This window comes from Micromonospora sp. CMU55-4 (genome assembly GCF_011602315.1).
GTDB lineage: Bacteria > Actinomycetota > Actinomycetes > Mycobacteriales > Micromonosporaceae > Micromonospora > Micromonospora chalcea.
Genome location: NZ_JAAOLH010000001.1, coordinates 605,035 through 622,510, shown reverse-complemented (window position 1 = coordinate 622,510; position 17,476 = coordinate 605,035). Strand labels below are relative to the sequence as shown.

17 protein-coding genes are annotated in these 17,476 nt (G+C 74.4%); 11 read left to right on the top strand and 6 right to left on the bottom strand.

Annotated elements, in window-relative coordinates:
* The first annotated feature begins 53 nt into the window (after nt 1-53).
* From HA073_RS02920 to HA073_RS02900, 5 genes are all read left to right on the top strand, one after another.
* Nucleotides 54-1,346 carry an AAA family ATPase gene (locus HA073_RS02920; protein WP_166455625.1) on the top strand — a complete coding sequence of 431 codons (1,293 nt, stop codon included), beginning with the start codon at nt 54-56 and terminating at the stop codon, nt 1,344-1,346.
* A gap of 76 nt (nt 1,347-1,422) precedes the next feature.
* On the top strand, nt 1,423-1,665 hold the full coding sequence (locus HA073_RS02915; RefSeq protein ID WP_069087547.1) for a hypothetical protein: 243 nt from the start codon (nt 1,423-1,425) through the stop codon (nt 1,663-1,665).
* Nucleotides 1,666-1,712: 47 nt separating this feature from the next.
* The gene (locus HA073_RS02910; RefSeq protein ID WP_043326275.1) at nt 1,713-2,018 is read left to right on the top strand and encodes a DUF6403 family protein; all 306 of its coding nucleotides are present in this window, start codon (nt 1,713-1,715) and stop codon (nt 2,016-2,018) included.
* Entirely contained in the window at nt 2,015-3,379 is a 1,365-nt protein-coding gene (locus tag HA073_RS02905; RefSeq protein WP_309227980.1) for a hypothetical protein, read from the top strand. Before HA073_RS02910 ends, HA073_RS02905 begins: the two co-directional genes overlap by 4 nt.
* Nucleotides 3,376-4,464 (top strand): hypothetical protein, encoded by a 1,089-nt coding sequence (locus HA073_RS02900; RefSeq protein WP_166455624.1) that lies wholly within the window; start codon nt 3,376-3,378, stop codon nt 4,462-4,464. Before HA073_RS02905 ends, HA073_RS02900 begins: the two co-directional genes overlap by 4 nt.
* 27 nt (nt 4,465-4,491) lie before the next feature.
* Here HA073_RS02900 and HA073_RS02895 read toward each other — a convergent pair whose 3' ends face one another.
* Nucleotides 4,492-5,058: a snapalysin family zinc-dependent metalloprotease gene (locus HA073_RS02895; RefSeq protein WP_064446896.1), complete on the bottom strand. Its 567-nt coding sequence runs from the start codon at nt 5,056-5,058 to the stop codon at nt 4,492-4,494.
* 116 nt (nt 5,059-5,174) lie between these two features.
* Between HA073_RS02895 and HA073_RS02890 the strand changes: the two genes are divergently transcribed.
* The 5 genes from HA073_RS02890 (at nt 5,175) to HA073_RS02870 (ending at nt 10,345) form a co-directional block, all read left to right on the top strand.
* Nucleotides 5,175-5,561 (top strand): globin, encoded by a 387-nt coding sequence (locus tag HA073_RS02890; protein WP_231915511.1) that lies wholly within the window; start codon nt 5,175-5,177, stop codon nt 5,559-5,561.
* A 139-nt stretch (nt 5,562-5,700) separates the two neighbouring features.
* On the top strand, nt 5,701-6,414 hold the full coding sequence (locus tag HA073_RS02885; RefSeq protein ID WP_064446897.1) for a hypothetical protein: 714 nt from the start codon (nt 5,701-5,703) through the stop codon (nt 6,412-6,414).
* A 13-nt stretch (nt 6,415-6,427) separates the two neighbouring features.
* Nucleotides 6,428-6,688, top strand: a complete 261-nt coding sequence (locus HA073_RS02880; protein ID WP_030501893.1) for a hypothetical protein — start codon at nt 6,428-6,430, stop codon at nt 6,686-6,688.
* Nucleotides 6,685-7,092: a hypothetical protein gene (locus HA073_RS02875; RefSeq protein WP_030501892.1), complete on the top strand. Its 408-nt coding sequence runs from the start codon at nt 6,685-6,687 to the stop codon at nt 7,090-7,092. The genes HA073_RS02880 and HA073_RS02875 overlap by 4 nt, the downstream gene beginning before the upstream one ends.
* Nucleotides 7,093-7,135: 43 nt before the next feature.
* Nucleotides 7,136-10,345 (top strand): AAA family ATPase, encoded by a 3,210-nt coding sequence (locus HA073_RS02870; RefSeq protein ID WP_166455623.1) that lies wholly within the window; start codon nt 7,136-7,138, stop codon nt 10,343-10,345.
* 51 nt (nt 10,346-10,396) lie between these two features.
* Here the strand turns inward: HA073_RS02870 and HA073_RS02865 are convergent, their stop codons facing one another.
* Both HA073_RS02865 and HA073_RS02860 read right to left on the bottom strand, forming a co-directional pair.
* Complete coding sequence (locus tag HA073_RS02865) at nt 10,397-11,251, bottom strand: ABC transporter permease (protein WP_166455622.1); 855 nt, start codon at nt 11,249-11,251, stop codon at nt 10,397-10,399.
* Nucleotides 11,248-12,261: an ATP-binding cassette domain-containing protein gene (locus tag HA073_RS02860; protein ID WP_166455621.1), complete on the bottom strand. Its 1,014-nt coding sequence runs from the start codon at nt 12,259-12,261 to the stop codon at nt 11,248-11,250. Before HA073_RS02860 ends, HA073_RS02865 begins: the two co-directional genes overlap by 4 nt.
* Nucleotides 12,262-12,614: 353 nt before the next feature.
* Between HA073_RS02860 and HA073_RS02855 the strand changes: the two genes are divergently transcribed.
* A complete protein-coding gene (locus HA073_RS02855; RefSeq protein WP_166455620.1) occupies nt 12,615-14,156 on the top strand; it encodes a collagen binding domain-containing protein in 1,542 nt (513 codons plus the stop codon).
* A gap of 63 nt (nt 14,157-14,219) precedes the next feature.
* On the opposite strand, the gene HA073_RS02850 is transcribed toward HA073_RS02855, so the two are convergent.
* The 3 genes from HA073_RS02850 to HA073_RS02840 all read right to left on the bottom strand — a co-directional run bounded on the left by HA073_RS02850 (nt 14,220) and on the right by HA073_RS02840 (nt 17,457).
* Nucleotides 14,220-15,203 carry an aldo/keto reductase gene (locus HA073_RS02850; RefSeq protein WP_166455619.1) on the bottom strand — a complete coding sequence of 328 codons (984 nt, stop codon included), beginning with the start codon at nt 15,201-15,203 and terminating at the stop codon, nt 14,220-14,222.
* A gap of 108 nt (nt 15,204-15,311) precedes the next feature.
* Nucleotides 15,312-16,166, bottom strand: coding sequence for an aldo/keto reductase (locus HA073_RS02845; RefSeq protein ID WP_043330601.1), 855 nt, complete (start codon nt 16,164-16,166; stop codon nt 15,312-15,314).
* Nucleotides 16,167-16,281: 115 nt separating this feature from the next.
* Nucleotides 16,282-17,457, bottom strand: coding sequence for an endonuclease (locus tag HA073_RS02840; RefSeq protein ID WP_166455618.1), 1,176 nt, complete (start codon nt 17,455-17,457; stop codon nt 16,282-16,284).
* Nucleotides 17,458-17,476: the final 19 nt, after the last annotated feature.

Sequence of the window (17,476 nt, the reverse complement as noted above, 5' to 3'; positions counted from 1 at the left end):
CGTGTTAAGAAGGGGCCCCGCCTCTACCGGAGACGTTAAAAGGGGGCCCTTCCTTGCACGAAGCGGAGCAGGTGATCCAACGGGTGCTGCGGGACCTCCGGGAGGGGGCGCACCGCGGCGTCGTGGTGGACTCGCCGCCGGGCGCCGGGAAGTCGACACTCGTGGTCCGCGCCGCGGTCGAGATCGCCGCCACCGGCGACCCGCTGATGATCGTGGCGCAGACCAACGAGCAGGTGGACGACCTCATCGACCGGCTCGGCCGTAAGGCCCCGGACCTGCGCGTCGGGCGGCTCTCCGCGACCGACTACCGGCCCACCGAGCGGGTCACCGGGCATCCGGCGGTCCGGGTCGCGGCGAAGGTCGCCGACCTGGGCGGCCCGGCGGTCACCATCGGTACGGCGGCCAAGTGGGCCACCGTCACCGAGGGAAGCTGGCCGTGGGCGATCGTGGACGAGGCGTACCAGATGCGCGCGGACGCGCTGCTGCGCGTGGCGGGGCGGTTCGAGCGGGCGCTGTTCGTCGGCGATCCCGGGCAGCTCGATCCGTTCTCCACTGTGGAGACGTTCCGCTGGACCGGGCTGACCTGGGATCCGATGCAGTCGGCGGTGGCCACGCTGCTGCGGCACAACCCGGAGTTGCCGGTGCACCGGCTGCCCGTGTCGTGGCGGCTGCCCGACTCGGCCGCGCCCGTGGTGTCCGCCGCGTTCTACCCGTTCACCGGGTTCCGGGCCGGTACCGGGCCGGCCGACCGGGTGCTGACGTTCACCGAGCCGGGTCCGGGGGACGCCTACGACGCCTCGGTGGAGGTGGCCGCCGCGACCGGCTGGGCGTTGCACGAGCTGCCGGCCCGGCACACCGTGCGTACCGATGCCGAAGCCGCCGCGGCCTGCGCGGAGCTGGCGTTGCGGGTGCTGGCGCGCGGCGCGGTCGCGGTGAGCGAAGCAGCGCCGGGCGGCGCGCCGGTCACCGCGGACCGGATCGCCGTCGGGGCCGCGCACCGCGACCAGGTCGCTGCCATCCGGTCCCGGCTGGGCACGGCCGGGGCGGGCATCACCGTGGACACCGCCAACCGGCTCCAGGGCCGGGAGTACGACGTGACGATAGTGCTGCACCCGCTCTCCGGCCGGCGGGACGCGACCGCGTTCCACCTGGAGTCGGGGCGGCTGTGCGTGCTGGCGTCGCGGCACCGGCACGCCTGCGTGGTGGTGGCCCGGGCCGGGATCGGTGATCTGCTCGACGCGTACCCGTCGACCGAGCGGGTGCACCTGGACGTGCCGGTGAAGTTCCCGGACGGCTGGGAGGCCAACCAGACGGTGCTCACCCATCTGGACGCGCACCGGGCGTGACGACGGGCCGTCGTGGCATGTCCGGCGAACCGAACGGATCTTCCGGGCGGTGGAGGGCGGTGGGCACGATGGCCGGATGTACCCTCACGACCCGTATCAGCAGGATCCGTACCAGCAGCAGTACCCGCCGCCGCAGTACCCGCAGTACCCGCCGCAGGCGTACGCGCCGCAGCCGGAGCAGCCGACGAACAGGTGGGCGATCGTCCTGTGGGTGGCGGTGCCGGCGCTGCTGGTGATCCTCTGCTGTGCCGGCTGTGTCGCGTCCGGGTTCGCGGGCGGGTTCATCGAGGGGTTCAACGAGGGCTATTCGTCGTCGTAGGCGTACCTCGCCGCGCGCCGCTGGCGGCGGTGCGTTAGGAAGGGATCATGACCGCGAGTGTGCTGCCCTGGCTGGGTGGGGGCGTGGTGGCCCTGGCGGCCGGGTTCCTCGCCGCGTTGCTGCCCCGGCGACGCGCCCGCGCGCAGGGCCGGCGCGTCGCCTGGTCCTCGGCGCGGGCGGCGATCCACGACGCCACCGTGAGCCGGGACGCGTCCCCGACCGCGGTGCCGGAGGCGGAGCGGCTGCTGGCCCGGGCCGAGATGCTCGCCGCCGCCCGGGGCGGCGCCGACGCGGCCCGGGCCGCGGCCGAGCACGCCCGCCGGGCCGACGAGCTGTGGCGGGCCGGCCGGTGACCGCGCCGAAGCTGCCGGTACGCCGGGATCTGGTGCGCTGGTCGCTGCTGGCCGCCGCGGCGGCAGTGCTGGTGGTGTTCCTGGGGGCGCAACGGCAGAGCGTGGAGGTCAGCTACGGGCGGTCCCCGTCGGCGGGCGCGCTGCCGCAGGAGGGGTCGGCCGGGGAGCTGAGCGACGCGAGCGTGCCGTCGGTCGAGGAGATGACGGCGCTGGTCGCGGCCGAACCCGTGGTGCGGCTGCCCGGGGCGGTCGCGCGCTGGGACGAGCAGCGGGTACGGGCGGCCATCGGTGACCGGGGCACCCGGATCCTGGTCGCCCCGCCCGGTCTGGACGAGGCGGAACGCCGCCGGGTCAAGGACGTGGAGAACGCCGAGATCCGGATCGTCGGCACCGAGGTCAGCGGAGGGCTCTACGTGGCTTCGCCGGACGACCTGCCGGGCTGGCGGGCCCGGTTCGCCACCCGTGACGTGACCGGCTCGCTGCTCACGCTGCTGGCGACGCTGCACGACCAGCCGACGCCGCCGGACCGCGACGACCTGCGCTGGCGGGAACCGACCGGTCCGGAGCTGGCCCCGATGGTGGCCGCGTTGCGTGCCACCGGCCGGTACGTGGGCCCCGGCGCCACGCTGACCAAGCTGCCGGAGAAGGCGGCGAGCAGCGCGTTCCCGGACGGGGCCTGGTTCGTGGTGCTGCCCGCGCAGCCGTACGGGGAGCCGCTGCCCGCGTACGGGCCGGCGCTGCACCGGCTCGCCCCGGATCAGCCGCTCCTGGTGATGTACGGCGACTGGATCGAGTACCACGGTCCGAGTGCGGCGGAGTTCGCCGAGGTGGCCGGCGCGAGCTTCTACGCCCAGTTCGGCAGCCGGCTCGGCCGGTACGCCTATCCGCAGCAGAACGTGCTCGCCACGTACCTGGGCCAGGTGACCGACGTGCGGTACGCGGGGCTGTTCGACCGTCCGCTGCCGTACCGGCCGTTCGATCCGCTGCGGGTGGCGCTGCCGGCGTTGCCCTGGATCTTCGCCGCCTGCGTGGCCGGTTTCGTGGCGCTGTCGATCCGTACCGTGCGGGGCAGCGGTCGCCGTCCGACCGACGTCGGTCCGGGCGGTACGCCGGCCCGGTTGGCCGGGCTCTCCGCGCTGGCGGTGGAGCTGTCGCTGCTCACCGACGCCCGCACCGACCCGGCGCTGGTGCGGGGCGTGGGCCGGTTGCGGGCGGCCCGGGACGCGCTGGGCGAAGGGTTGCCCGACCGGCACGTACGCGAATTGCTGGCCGACGCGGCGGCCGAGCTGGACGACGTGGCCCGGGACGTGCGGATGCCCGGCTACCGGCCGGACGTCTACCTGCGGGCGAGGCTGTCGTGAGCGGCGTCGCGACCCGGCCCGCGCGGGTGCCCGCCCGGCGCGGCGCGGCGGCGACCGGTCCGCGCCGGCTGCTCGGCCGCCTGGTCGGCACCGCGTTCGGCCGGGCGACGCTCGCCTGCCTGGCGCTGGCCGGCTGGGCGCTGTGGTCCGGCGGCATCCTGGACGGGCCGGTCGCGCGGCAGGTGCGCGTCTCGTCGGTCTACTCCGCTCCCGGGGTGGACCTGGACCGGGCCGCCGCCGAGCGGGTCATCGGCAACCGGCGGCTGGTGGTGCTGATCATGGAGCCGGGCGCCGACCTGCGCGAGGCGTGCGCCGACACGAAGCGCGCCGCCCAGGGCACGCTGGTGCTGGCGATGAGCCGCGACGGCGAGGACTGGGACACCTACGGCTGCTCCCGGCTCGGTGGCGACGGCGCCAAGGACCTCGGCCGGGCCGTGGTCGCCGAGACCACCATCGGCCGGGGCGCCGACGCGTTCGTGGACCGGCCGGTCGAGGCGCTGAAGGTGATCGTGCTCAACTACGACCGGCTGGTCCGGGCCGGTCTGGTGCCGGACGGCGCTCGTACCATCAGCCCGTCGCTGCCCCGGTACCTGCTGGCCGGTGGCGCGGTGACCGGCGTGGTGGCCGGCGCGGCGGTGCTCTGGTTCGGCGGTCGCCGGGCCGGTCGCCTGGCCGACGCGCGCCGGGCCGGGCGGGACGCGCGCGCCGACGAACGGGCCGCGCTCGGCGCCGCCACCGCTGTGCTCGCCCAGCAGATCATCGACCTGGACGGGTACGCCGGTCCGGCCGCGCCGGCGCACCGGCGGCTGGCCGCCGACTACGTCGGCCTGCTCGACGAGGTGTCCGAGGTGGACGACGACGCCGGGGCGTTGCGCCGGCTCCGGGAGCGGGTCGAGGAGCTGAACCGCCGCGCGGCGGCTCTGGCCGACGACGCCGCGTCCGGGCGGGGCGCCGATCGCGCGGGTGGCCGCAAGCAGGACAAGCCGCCGGCCGGGAGCGCCGGCAGGTCGGCGGGCGGGCGGCCGGGCCGGACGGCGGCCGGCGCGCCGGGGAAGGGCCGGACGCGCGGACGGGGCCGGCGGTGACCCGCCGACCCCGTCGTCACTGCGTCGTCAGCGCTGGGCGCCCACCGTCGCGGCGGCCGGCCAGCTGCCGGTGAAGACCTGGGCGGGCGTCGCGCTGCGGGCCGCGAAGCCGAACAGCGAGTCGACCCGGGAGGCCTCGGCGGAGCTGGGGTACGGGTTGGTGCAGCTCGTACCGGCGCTGCCGCCGGACATCAGGATGGCGCAGTTGCCGTTGTAGTTGTCCGGCAGGCCGAGGATGTGGCCGATCTCGTGCGTCATGATGCGCAGTGCCGAGTACTGCTGGGCCTGGTTGTAGTCGATCACCACGCGGCCGTTGCCGAGGCTGGTGCGCTGGGCGTACGAGCCGCCGCCGTAGGTGTAGGTGATCCGCAGGTTGGACCCGCACTGGGCCATGTTGATGTTGTTCGTGTAGTTGTTCCAGATCGCTGCCGCCTGCACCGCCGTGTTGGCGAACGGGCCGGCCTGGCTGATGTTGTAGCAGACGTTGCGGACGGCGGCGGAGGCCGGAGCCGGGTTGACGGCTACCGCGCCGAGCGCTGCCAGCGTCGCGGCCGCGAGGGTGGCGAGGATCCGGGACAGCTTGGGCTTACGCATGGTTCACACTCCTTGGGATGGGGGGTGAGCGGAACGCCGCCAGCCTATAGATTGGTATCCATCGATATCAAGTGTCGCGGTGAACTGACCGGGCTCGATCATCCGTACCCCTTGTCGTGCGGACCACGGAGCTGGTGACCTGTCCCCGCGAGCCGCGCGACCGGCTCGGCCCGGTCGCCGTACGCGAGGCGGTGCACCGCTGGCTGCGGCTGATCGCGGCGGACGCGGAACTGGCCCCGTACCTGATCGGGGTCGACCGCCGCCGGCTCGCGGCGCTGCTCACCGACCGGCTGGACGCGGCGCTCGGCGGTGTGTGGCGCAGCCCCGGCGGCACCGGGTCGGATGGCGGGCCGGTCCTCGGCGGCGCGCGGCGACCGCCGTTGAGCGAGGAGCAGCGCTGGCGCGTCCTGGACTACCTGGCCGCCGCGCTCTGGACGCTCGACCTGCCGCCGACCGCGCTCGTGGACGCCCAGCGGGCCGTCGCCGGACTGCTGCACGCCTGATCGCCCACCAGCACAGGAATGGTCGTTCACGCCGCCGGGAATCCCCGGTTTTCCTGTCAACCTCCCGTCACGCGGGGTGTTTTTCTGATCGCTTCCGGTCGATAACGTCGGGCCCACTGCCGTCGACGAAGGGCCGACGATGAACGACAACGGACACCCGCTCGACCGCCGGCGACTGCTCGCCGGCGCGGCGGCAGCCTCGGCGGTCACAGTGACCGGCCTGGCCGTCGCCTCCACCGGAGCCGCCGCCGCGGCGGCTCCCGCCCGTCCCGCGACACCGCTGATCGCCCGGGACCGCATCGCCACCGCCGCGCTGCGCGCGCCCGACGGCTCCGCGCCCGCGGTCGGCGTCCAGACCGACTTCCACGCCCGGCTCGCCGCCTGGCTCGCCTTCTGGTCGGCGAACTCGCCGCCGGCCTGGAGTACGCCGGTGCACGTGGTCGCCCGGGTCGAGCCGGCCGGCGACGCGCTGGTGCTGCACGCGATCCGGCACCGCCGCGACGACGAGCTGCACGCCGGGTTCGCCGCCGGCCGGCGCGACGCCACCCACCTGGCCACGCTGGCCAGCCTGCACCACCACTTCCCGGACGTGCGGGTCCGGCCGGACGGCACGATCCGGGTCGCCGACGGACCGGCCGGGTTCACCGGCGCGCCGGAGCAGGTCGCCTTCGCGGTCGCGGCCTGCCGCGAACTGTGGGGCGACGCCGCGGCCACCCCCGGCCGCTGGGCGGAACACGCCGCCCGGGTGCTCGCCCGCGCCGGGCAACGCACCGACGCCGCCTCGCACGCCGGCTGGGCGGCCTTCACCCGAACCAGCCTGCGTCGCGGGCTGGGCACCGAATCGTACGAGTGACCGGAGGAAGCACATGGCCCGCAACGAGTTCCGCTTCGTGGTCGACGGTGTCGACCTGAGCGCCGAGCAGCAGACGCTGATCGCCGCGGAGATCCAGAAGGCCGGCCTGGCCGCCCTGCGTACCGCCGACGCGAAACTGACCAACCCGCTGACCGTCGGCCACGGCAACATCAAGCTGCGCCCCGAGTGGTACGGGCTCTGGGTCATCGACGGCCCGTTCGCCCAGGACCTCGGGCAGAAGATCAACGACATCGGGTTCTGGATCCAGCGGTGACCGACGCCGCCCGGCCGGCCGGCGCGCCGGAGCGGATGTGCCCGAGCACCCCGGCGTCGAACGCCACGGTGTTCCTGGGCATGATCACTCCGGCGGGCCGGGTGGCCTACGTGACCCCGGCCGTACCGGCCGAGGTGGCGCTCGCCGGGCTCGGCGACTCCGACGAGCCGGTCGAGGCACGGGTCCGGCTCGCCGGTCCGTGCGTCACCTCGTCCTGCGGCTTCTGGACCGGCTCGCACTGCGGGCTGGGCGCGCGGATGGCCGCCTCGTACGCCGAGACCGCCCCGCCCGCCGAGGAGGCGCTGCCGAAGTGCGCCATCCGGCGTACCTGCAGGTGGTTCGCCGAGCAGGGGCCGTCGGCGTGCCCGGCGTGCGCGCACGTGGTGACCGACGCGCGGACCTGATCGCTGTCGTCTTGTCGGACCCCTCGACTAGCGTCGGGAGGTCATGGAGCCGCGGTTCGGCGAGCAGATCATCGGGCGGGAACACCCCGCGGCGCTGTTGCGCGCCGAGGTGGCCCGGCTGACCGCGGGCCACGGCGGCCTCGCCCTGGTCACCGGCGAGCCGGGCATCGGCAAGACCACCCTGGTCTCGGCCGCCGCCGACGAGGCCCGCCGAAGCGGCGCGCTCGTGCTCGGCGCCGCGTGCTGGGACTCCGACACCGCCCCCGACTACTGGCCCTGGGTTCAGGTGCTGCGCCGGCTGGCCCGCTTCGCCGACGACCCCTCCGGCGCCCGCGAAGCGGTCGACGCCGGGCTGGCCGCGCTGCTCGGCGAGCGCCCCGCCGGAGAGGGCGACGAAGCGGGGGACGACGGCGACGAGGCGGGGGACGGCGGCCGGGCCGAGTTCGACAGGCACGACGCGGTGACCGCGGCGCTCGTCGCCGTCGCGCAGCACCGGCCGGTCGTGGTGGTCCTCGACGACCTGCACTGGGCCGACCCGGCGTCGGTCCGGCTGCTCCAGTTCGTCACCCGGCACACCTGGTTCGAGCGGCTGCTGTTCGTCGGCACCTACCGGGACGCCGAGGTCGAGTCCGGCGAGCATCCGCTGCGCCCGTTGCTGGTGCCGCTGAGCGCGAAGGCCACCACGGTCACGCTCACCGGCCTCGGCCGGGACGACGTGGCCGCCCTGATGACCCGCACCGCCGGCCGCGAGCCGGGCGCCGATCTGGTCGCCGAGGTGCACCGGCGCACCGGCGGGAACCCGTTCTTCGTCGAGCAGACCGCCCGGCTCTGGCACACCGACGGCCTCACCGACACCATCGCGCCCGGCGTCCGGGAGGTGGTGCGCCGCCGGCTCGACCAGTTGACCGCCCCGGTCGTCGAGGCGCTCACCGTCGCCGCGGTGCTCGGCCACGAGTTCGACAGGGGGACGGTGGCGGCCTGCGTACCCGCTCCGGTCGCCCAGGTCGACCGCATGCTCGGCCGCGCCGCCGCGGCCCGGCTGGTGCTGCCCCGGGGCGGCGGGCGGTTCGTCTTCGTGCACGACCTGGTCCGCGAGACGCTCTACGACGGGCTCGCCGCGGACGCGCGGCGGGCCCGGCACGCGGGCGTCGTCCGCGCCGTGGACAGGTCCGGCGCGCTCGCCGGCGCGCTCAGCCCCGCCCACCTGGCCCGGCACGCGTGGCTGGCCGGCGCCGAGCTGGACCCGGTACGCGCCGGTGAGCTGCTGGTCACAGCCGCGCGGGACGCGGCCGGCCGGCTCGCCGTGGACGAGTCGGTCCGGCACTACCGGCGGGCGCTCGATCTTCCGGGTGAGCCCGTCCCGCGGGTCCGGCTGCTGCTGGAACTGGCCGGGCTGCTGCACCACATCGGCCCGGCCGAGGAGGTCGAGCGGCTGCTGACCGAGGCCGCCGCGCTGGCCCGGCAGGCCGACGACCCCGGCGTGCTGACCCGGGTGGCGCTCACCGCGCACCGGCGGCACTCGGCCACCCGCCGCCGGCTCGACGCCGACGACCTGGTCCGCGAGGCGTACCGGCGGTTGATCGGCGAGCCGGATCCGCAGCGGTCCGTGCGCAGCCTGGTCACCGACCTGATCACCGCCACCGAGACGCTCGCGAGGCACGGCAGCGACGACGAGGCGCTCACGTTCAGCCTGTGGGCCCGCCACGACACCACCTGGGGCCTCGGGACCGCCGAGGAGCGAGCCCAGGTGACCGCCGAGATCCGGGAGGTGGCCCGCCGCGGCGGCGACCGGGAGACCGAGCTGTGGGCCACCGCGCTGCGCTGGGTCGCGCTGCTGGAACTGGGCGACCCGGGATACCGCCGGGAACTGGCCTCGTTCGTGGCCGGCGCCCGGCAGGGCGAGGTCCCCCGGCAGCGGATGGCGGCCACCATGGACAGCGGCATCATCGCCGCGTTCCGGGGCGACCTCGCCACCGCCGAGGAGTGCTTCGCCGAGGTGGAGAGCCACCCCGAGCCGGAACACTCCGACCACGCCTTCATGACGTACCACATCCGCTGGTCGGTGCTGCTTCTCTACGGCCGCGTCGCCGAGGCCGAGGCCCTGCTCGACAAGGTGGGCGCCGGCCACCCGCAGGCCGAGCTGCTCCGGGCGATCACCGCCGCCGAACGCGGCGACCCGGCCGCCGTACGCGGGCTCACCGCCGGGATCGAGGCCGCCGGCGCCACGTACCCCCGGTCGGTGTCGCCGCTGTGGCTGCGGCTGCGGGCCCAGGCGGCGGCAGTGGACGGCGACCCGGGCCGGTGCGCCGAGGCGCGGGCGGCGCTGGCGCCGCACCGGGGACGGTGGATGGCCGCGCTGTTCGGCTGCGACATCGCCGGCCCGGTCGACCTGTGGCTGGCCGCGGTGGACGCGGCCGACGGCCGGTGGGACGACGCGGTCGCCGGTTACACGGCGGCCCGGGACGCCGCCGACCGGCTGGGCGCCCGCCCGTGGTCGGTGCTGGCCCGGGCCGGGCTGGTGGCCGCGCTGACCGGGCGCGACGGGCCGGGCGACGCGGCCGAGGCGCGGCGGCTGCGCGCCGCGACGGCGGCCGAGGCGCGGGCGCTGGGCATGAGACAGGTGCCCGGCCGGCTGGCCGCCGCCCGGGCGGACCCTCCGGCGGTGGCGGTCTCTCCGCTGACCGCTGTTCGCCCGGCGGTGTCCGCTCCGCCGGAGTTCCGCCCGGACGGGCCGGTGTGGCGCCTCGGGTACGGCGGTGTGGTGGTGCACCTACCCGACGCCAAAGGGCTGCACGACCTACGGCTGCTGTTGAGCCGGCCCGGTACCGACGTGCCCGCCGTCGAGCTGCTCGACCCGGCCGCGGGCCCGGAACTTGTCGCGGCCCGCCGCCTCGGCGCCGACCCGGTGCTGGACGACGAGGCGAAGGCCCGCTACCGCCGGCATCTGCGGCGGCTCGACGACGAGATCGACCGGGCCGCCGTACGCCACGACGAGCGGCGGCTGTCCGCGCTGGACGCCGAGCGCGCCGCGCTGCTCGACCAGCTGCGGACCGCCGCCGGGCTGGCCGGGCGCAGCCGCCGCCTCGGTGACCAGGCCGAACGGGCACGCAAGGCGGTGACCGGGCGGATCCGGGACACGCTGCGCCGCATCGACCAGCGGCATCCGGCGCTCGCCGCCCATCTGCGTGAGTCCGTCACCACCGGCGGCGCCTGCCGCTACCTGCCGCCCGAACCGGTGTCCTGGCGGCTCTGACCTGCCGTACGCCGGGGTGGCGGGTTCGGGTCCCGCCACCCCGGCGGGCGGTCAGTGGCGGTTGTAGCGGTACATGGTCAGCGTGCCGAAGACGACCACGAAACCGGCGCTCCAGAGCAGCAACCACATCGTGTTCGTGCCGTCCATCGAGCCGGCCATCGCCGCGCGGACCGCGCCGACCAGATGGGTGATCGGGTTGACCTTGACGAACGCCTGCAGCCAACCGGGCATGGTGGACGGCTCCACGAACACGTTGCTGAGGAACGTCAGCGGGAACAGCACCATCATGCTGACCCCCATCACCGACTTCTCGCTGCGCAGCACCAGGCCGAAGAACGTCCACACCCAGGAGAACGCGAACGAGAAGACCACGAGCAGCCCGATCCCGGCCAGCACCCCGAGCAGCCCGCCGTCGGGGCGGAAGCCGAGCACCAGCCCGACCGAGAGAATGACCACCGCGGCGAGCACGTAGCGCAGCACGTCCCCGAAGATCATCCCGACCAACGCGGCCGGCCGCCAGACCGGCAGCGTACGGATCCGGTCGAAGACGCCCTTCTCGATGTCGTTGTTCAGCCCGACCCCGGTGTACATGGTGATCATCACGACGCTCGTGACCATGATGCCGGGCAGGAAGAACTGCAGGTACGCACGCGGGCTGTCGGCGAGCGCGCCACCGAACAGGTACGTGAACATCAGCACCATGATGATCGGGAACGCGGTCACGTCGAACAGCTGCTCCGGCACGTGCTTGATCTTCAGCAGGGCCCGCCAGCCGAACGTCAGCGACGCGGCGAGCGGACTCGGCCGGGCCGGCCGTTCCGCCGGGGCGAGCACCGTGGCGAGCGCCTCGGCGGACGGGACGTAGACGGACGGCGCGCGCCCGGTGGTGATCGCGGTGTCGCTCATCGCGCCGCCTCCAGCTCGTCGTCCCGCTCGTCCGCCGGGACGGCCGGGTGGTCGGTCAGGGCCAGGAAGACCTCGTCCAGGCTGGGCTGGCCGAGGGAGAAGTCGTCCACCACGATGCCGGCGCCGGCCAGCTCACCGAGCGCGCGGGCGGCCTGCGCGCTCGCCTCCAGGTCGGTGCCGTCCTCGCCGACCCGGGCGGTCAGCGCCACCGGGTCCGTGTCGAGCTGCACCGGTACGCCCAGCGCCGCCCGCAGCACCTTCTCGGCCTGGGGGCGCTGCCCCGGATCGCGCAGCCGGATGTGGACGCTGCCGGATCCGACCGACGACTTCAACTCGCCCGGGGTGCCCTCCGCGATCACCCGGCCGTGGTCGACCACCGCGATCCGCCCGGCGAGCTGGTCCGCCTCGTCCAGGTACTGCGTGGTCAGCAGCACAGTGGTGCCGTAGGCCACCACCGCCCGCACGATCGCCCACACCTGGTTGCGGCTGCGCGGATCCAGCCCGGTGGTCGGCTCGTCCAGGAACAGCAGATCCGGGGTGTTGAGGATGCTCGCGGCGATGTCGATGCGCCGCCGCATCCCGCCGGAGTACTTCTTCACCTGCCGCCCGGCGGCCTCGGTCAGCCCGAAGGCGGCGAGCAGCTGGTCGGCGCGGTCCCGGGCGCCGGCCCGGCTCAGCCCGAGCAGCCGCGCCAGCAGAATCAGGTTCTCCGCACCGGTCAGGTCCTCGTCCAGCGAGGCGTACTGGCCGGTCAGGCTCACCCGGGAGCGGACCGCGTCGGCGTCGCGCACCACGTCGTGGCCGAAGACCCGGGCGGTGCCGCCGTCGGGGCGCAGCAGCGTCGCCAGCACCCGTACGGCTGTGGTCTTGCCGGCGCCGTTGGGGCCCAGCACCCCGTACACGGTGCCGGCGGGGACCCGCAGGTCCAGCCCGTCGAGCGCCCGCGTCGTACCGAAGGACCGGACCAGGCCGTCGGCCTCGACGGCCAGGCCGGTTTTCCGGTTACTCATGGATTGCTACCTCTCTCGTCGGTGTCTCGACAGGCGTACGGCGTGCCGCCGGACCGATCGCCTGTTTCAACGAGGCCGGGGAGCTGTGGTGTTGTGCCGGCCTCACCCCTTCGGCGCCAGACGGTCCGCCAGATCCGATCTGGCGGTGGCGATTCCCGGCCGACGGCGGCCCGGTACGGGAGAAAGGCGGGGTTATGACCGTTCCCGCAGCAGTCCGCCGGATGACCGGTCGCGGACAGTGCGCGATCGATCTTCTGCCATATGCTGCGCCGGCATCCGACGCACGGGGGGCGTGTCCTGGTTGTGGTGACGCGGACGCCTCTTGAGCGCATTGAAACCGAGAGGGGTCCACCGTGTCCATCGTCCGAAGAGTGCTCGGCGCACTCGCCGTGGCGGCCCTGGCCGTCACCGCCGCACCCACCGCCGCCGGTGCGGCGGCGGATCCGGCAGGCATGCTCCACCTGACCGTCACCGGGACCGACGGCAGCCCGGCCGGCGGCAACGTCGCCGTGACGGCCGCCGACAGCAGCTACGACAAGGACCTGCTGCCGCTGGACGAGTCCGGGCAGCTCAGCGTGGAGGTGCCGGCCGGCGACTACAAGATCGCCATCACCCCGGTGTACAGCGACGGCCAGGACGACGAGGTGCTCCGGCAGTGGGTGCCGGGCCGGACCAGCTGGGCGCAGGCCGGAACGGTCCGGGTGTCCGCGGGGGACACGACGGAGGTCTCCGAGCGCCTGGTCACGCCCAGCGGGTCGACCCTGCGGGCGCGCGACGCGGTCACCGGCGCCGCGGTCGACGGGGTGTGCGTGTTCCTCGACCCCCGGCGCAATCCGTGCGGCGACACCCGGGTGACCGTCCCGCCGCTGATCCCCGGCCCGCAGGAGGTGTGGGTCTACACCCGGGACGACACCCACCTGCCCCGCTACGCCACGGTGAACGTCCTGGCCGACGGCAGCGGCACCGCCGTGGTCGTCCTGACCCCGGCCGCGAACGTGGTCTCCCGGGTGGTCGACGCGGCGACCGGCGCACCAGTCGCCGGGGCCTGTGTGACGCCGGCGCCCGCCGGCACCGGCGAGCTGCCCGCCAACCCGGGACGGTACTGCTCCGACGCCTCCGGGAACGTCCGCGTCGGCCTGATCACGGCCGGCTCCTGGAACCTGTTCGCCCGCCCCGCCGGCGGATCGGCGTACGGCGCGCAGTGGGTCGGCGCGACCGGCGGCACCGGTGACGCGAAGCAGGCCCGGGTGGTCACGCTCCGCGCCGGGCAGACGGTCACCGTGCCGCCGATCCGGCTCGACCGCGCCGGCGTGGTCACCGGCACCGTGACCAGCGCGGCCACCGGCAGGCCGGCGACCTCCGGCACCGTGACGCTCGCGCCCGAGCCGGGCTCCTTCCCGGATTGGGGAGTGGAACTGGACGCGCAGGGCCGCTACCGGATCGACTGGCTCGGCCCGTACGCCTGGCCGCTGCTGTTCACCACCGCCGACAACGCCACCCAGTGGTCCGGCGGGTTCGCCCTGCGGGGCAAGGCCGTGCCGGTCACGGTCCGGGCCGGCGCCACCACCGTCTACGACCTTGCCCTGCGCCGGGGAGTCCTGGTCACCGGCCGGCTCGTCGATCCGGAGGGCCGCCCGGTGGTCGCCGAGCTGACGGTGCGCAACGCGCGTACCCGTGAGGTCATCGGCCGGACGGCTGACCGCGACGGCGAGTACGCGCTGCGTGTGCTCGGCCCCCAGCCGGTCATCGTGGCGTGGCTGTGGACGCCGCCGTTCGTCAGCTACGCCGGCTGGTACGACGGCGCGGCCCGCCCGGCCGACGCCACCGAGGTGACAGTGCCGGGCACCGGCTCCCTGCGGCTCGACGTCGCTGTCGACCGGTACCCGGCCGGCTGAGCGACACGATCCGGTCGATCGGCACGGGCCGGGTGGCGTGTGAGCCACCCGGCCCGGCGCCGGTCAGCGCGCCGAGTCCAGCCGGGTCCGCTGCTCGGCGGTCAGCTCCAGGTCGACAGCGCCCAGGCTCTCCTCCAGCTGCGCCACCGAGGAGAAGCCGACGAGCGGGATCGACGGGATGTCGCCGCCCATCAGCCAGGCCAGCACCACCTGGTTGACGGTGGCCCCGGTCTCGGCGGCCACCGCCCGCAACGCCTCCAGCCGGGCCGGGGTGGCGGGCACCGCGTACTCCTCGCCGAGCCGTTCCGGCCGGACGTACGCGCCCTTGAGCAGCGGCGAGTACGCGACCAGCGTGAGCTGCGGCTCGGCCCGCAGGTAGCTGAGCAGGTCCGGGCCGACCCAGCCGACGTCCCCGTCCCGGTCCAGCTCGCTCGGCACGTCGAGACGCCGGGGCAGATAGCTGCGGTGGTACTGCAGCACCTCGTACCCGGGCAACCCGGCCGCGGCGGCGAGCGCCCGCGCCCGCTCCACCCGCCAGGCGCGGTGGTTGCTGGCGCCCAGCAGCCCGACGGTGCCCTCCGCGACCAGCTCGGCGAAGCCCTCCACGGTCTCCCGCAGCGCAACCGTGTGGTCCTCGATGTGGGCGTAGAGCAGGTCGATGCGGTCGAGCCCGAGCCGCTCCCGGCTGCGTTCGGCGGACTCGCGGATCACCTTCGCCGACAGCCCTTCGGGGTTGTCCACGTAGCTGGTGCCGGGGGCGAGTGGCCGGGCACCGAGCTTCGTGGCGATGACCACCTCGTCGCCGACCCCGCGGCTGCGCCGCCAGCGGCCGAGCAGTTCCTCGCTCTCGCCACCCTGGCCCCCGTTCTGCCAGAAGGCATAGTTGTCCGAGGTGTCGATGAACGTGCCGCCGGCCTCCACGTAGCGGTCGAGGATGGCGAACGAGGTGGCCTCGTCGGTGGCGGTGCCGAAGAGCATCGCGCCGAGGCTGAGCACGCTGACCTTGCGGCGCGTCGCAGGGTCGGTGCCGATGGTGCGGTAGCGCATGGATTTCCTCCCCGTCGGAGCTTTGCCGGTCACCCTGCCCCTTCGAGTGCGCGCGAAGTCAAACGTCGAAGGGCCCCGGTTCCCCGGGGCCCTTCGGTGTGCGGCGGTTCAGCTCGGGATGTAGTCGAACTCGTCCGGGTTCGGGCCCGTCCGGCCGTCCTCGCCCCGGTCCAGCGAGGTGAGCCGCTCCATCGCGGTGTCGTCGAGCGTGAAGTCGAAGATCGCGAAGTTCTCCTCGATCCGCTTCGGGGTGGTCGACTTCGGGAAGACGATGTCGCCGCGCTGCACGTGCCAGCGCAGCACCACCTGGGCCGGGGTCCGGCCGACCTGTTCGGCCACGTCGACGACGGTCGGGTCGTCGAGCACCGCGCCCTGCGCGATCGGCGACCACGCCTCGGTGAGGATGCCGTGCGCCTTGTCGTACGCCCGCACCTCCTCGTTGCCGAGGTAGGGGTGCGCCTCGATCTGGTTGACCGCCGGCACCACGTCCGCCTCGGCGGCCAGCCGCTCCAGGTGCGCGACCTGGAAGTTGGACACGCCGATCGACCGGACCGTGCCCGCGTCACGCAGTTCCTCCAGCACCTTCCAGGTGGAGACGAAGTCGCCGTCGTAGCGGGTGGGTAGCGGCCAGTGGATGAGGAACAGGTCGAGGTAGTCGAACTTGAGTTCCCGCAGCGTCTGCTCGAACGCCTTGCGGGCGTCGTCCGGGCGGTGGAAGCCGTTGTTCAGCTTGCTGGTCACGAAGACCTCGCCGCGGTCCAGCCCGGAGGCGCGCAGCGCCTGACCCACCTCGGCCTCGTTGCCGTACATCTGGGCGGTGTCGATGTGCCGGTAGCCGATCTCCAGCGCGGTGCCGACCGCCCGGGCGGTGTCCTTCGGTTCGATCTGGAACACGCCGAAGCCGAGCTGTGGGATGGAGTTTCCGTCGTTGAGCGCGATGTCCGGAACGCTGTTGGGGGCCATGAAGAGTCTCATCTCCGATCGTGCGGTGCCGGGGCGCGTCCGTGCCGCCCGCCCCGGCCGTGCCAACCGGATGTCTCTACCCGCTCGCCACGCTTCCTCACATCGGGGACGAGCGTCAACTCCAGATCGACCGGGCCCACTCCGGGTGGTCGACGAACGGGTTGCGGTTGCCCTGCCAGCGTTCGTAGATCCGCTGGTTGCGTCGCTGCTCGAAGGCGTCCGGCGGGTCCTGGTCGTTCCAGGTCAGCAGCTTCGACAGCCGCCCGAGCCGGGGCGCGGAGCCGTTCGACACCGAGTCGTTCGGTTCCAGGTCCGGCCAGCCGTCGCCGCCCTCGTACCGGATCGCCATGTACAGGATCATCCGGGCCACGTCGCCCTTCACCGCGTCGCGCGGCTCGAACGAGTCGGCGTCGGTGTAGCAGCCGGGCGCCTCGGCGACCGCGCCGCCGCCGGCGTCGAAGTCCTTGTTGCCGCGCAGCGAGTTGACCGACACGTCCTCCGGCCGCAGGTGGTGCACGTCGGTGCCGGGGCCGGTGGCGGTGCCGAAGTCGCCGTGCGACTTGGCCCAGACGTGCTCCCGGTTCCAGTCGTTCGCACCGCCGCCGTTGCTGGTCTTGCTCTGCGAGCGTCCGCTGTAGAGCAGGATCACGTTCGCCGGGTTGGCCGGGTCCTGGTCGGTGTCCTTGAGCGCGTCCCACACCTGGTCGTAGCTGAGCTTCGTCTGCACCCGGATGATGCCGTGCAGCGCGGTGCGCAGCGCCGGCCCGGTCTTGCCGGCCGCGGCCGCGTAGTAGGCGTCGGGCGTGCCGGTCGGCGCCGGGGTCGGGGTCGGGGAAGGGCTCGGCGTGGCGCCGCCGCCGAGGCTCATCGCGCTCGGGTTCTTCAGCCCGCCGTGACTGAAGTACGCGGTCAGCGTGCCGGTCGCGGTCACCTGCCGCCCGCGCAGTGACGGGTTGCCGAGCAGCCCGAAGGTGCTCCGCCAGGCGGCCGTGACCTGCACGTACAGCATCCGGGAGGTGCCGGTCTCGCTGGCCTGGTCGGCGATGGCGATCGCGGTGTCGGCGGTGAAGCCGGAGGTGAGCACCGTGTTGGTGGCGGTGGGCTGGCCGATGACGTAGCCGGTCACGGTGGCGGTCCGGCCGTCCTGCGCGGCGAGGGCCTGTGCCACGGTCAGTGTGGTCGCGGCCGAGGCGGCGCCGGTCACGCCGAGCGGGATCGCGACCGCGACGGCGAGCACGACCGCCGCGAACATCCGCCCGGATCGCGAGCGGGTGACGCGCTTCATATTCATGAGCAGCAATGCTAGGTGC

Bases quoted from the DNA above. Each gene is read 5' to 3' on its own strand.
- HA073_RS02850 (WP_166455619.1), bottom strand. From the start codon at position 15,203: ATGCGCTACCGCACCATCGGCACCGACCCTGCGACGCGCCGCAAGGTC.
- HA073_RS02840 (WP_166455618.1), bottom strand. From the start codon at position 17,457: ATGAATATGAAGCGCGTCACCCGCTCGCGATCCGGGCGGATGTTCGCG.
- HA073_RS02910 (WP_043326275.1), top strand. From the start codon at position 1,713: ATGACCGCGAGTGTGCTGCCCTGGCTGGGTGGGGGCGTGGTGGCCCTG.
- HA073_RS02880 (WP_030501893.1), top strand. From the start codon at position 6,428: ATGGCCCGCAACGAGTTCCGCTTCGTGGTCGACGGTGTCGACCTGAGC.
- HA073_RS02860 (WP_166455621.1), bottom strand. From the start codon at position 12,261: ATGAGTAACCGGAAAACCGGCCTGGCCGTCGAGGCCGACGGCCTGGTC.
- HA073_RS02885 (WP_064446897.1), top strand. From the start codon at position 5,701: ATGAACGACAACGGACACCCGCTCGACCGCCGGCGACTGCTCGCCGGC.
- HA073_RS02915 (WP_069087547.1), top strand. From the start codon at position 1,423: ATGTACCCTCACGACCCGTATCAGCAGGATCCGTACCAGCAGCAGTAC.
- HA073_RS02865 (WP_166455622.1), bottom strand. From the start codon at position 11,251: ATGAGCGACACCGCGATCACCACCGGGCGCGCGCCGTCCGTCTACGTC.
- HA073_RS02845 (WP_043330601.1), bottom strand. From the start codon at position 16,166: ATGGCCCCCAACAGCGTTCCGGACATCGCGCTCAACGACGGAAACTCC.
- HA073_RS02870 (WP_166455623.1), top strand. From the start codon at position 7,136: ATGGAGCCGCGGTTCGGCGAGCAGATCATCGGGCGGGAACACCCCGCG.
- HA073_RS02895 (WP_064446896.1), bottom strand. From the start codon at position 5,058: ATGCGTAAGCCCAAGCTGTCCCGGATCCTCGCCACCCTCGCGGCCGCG.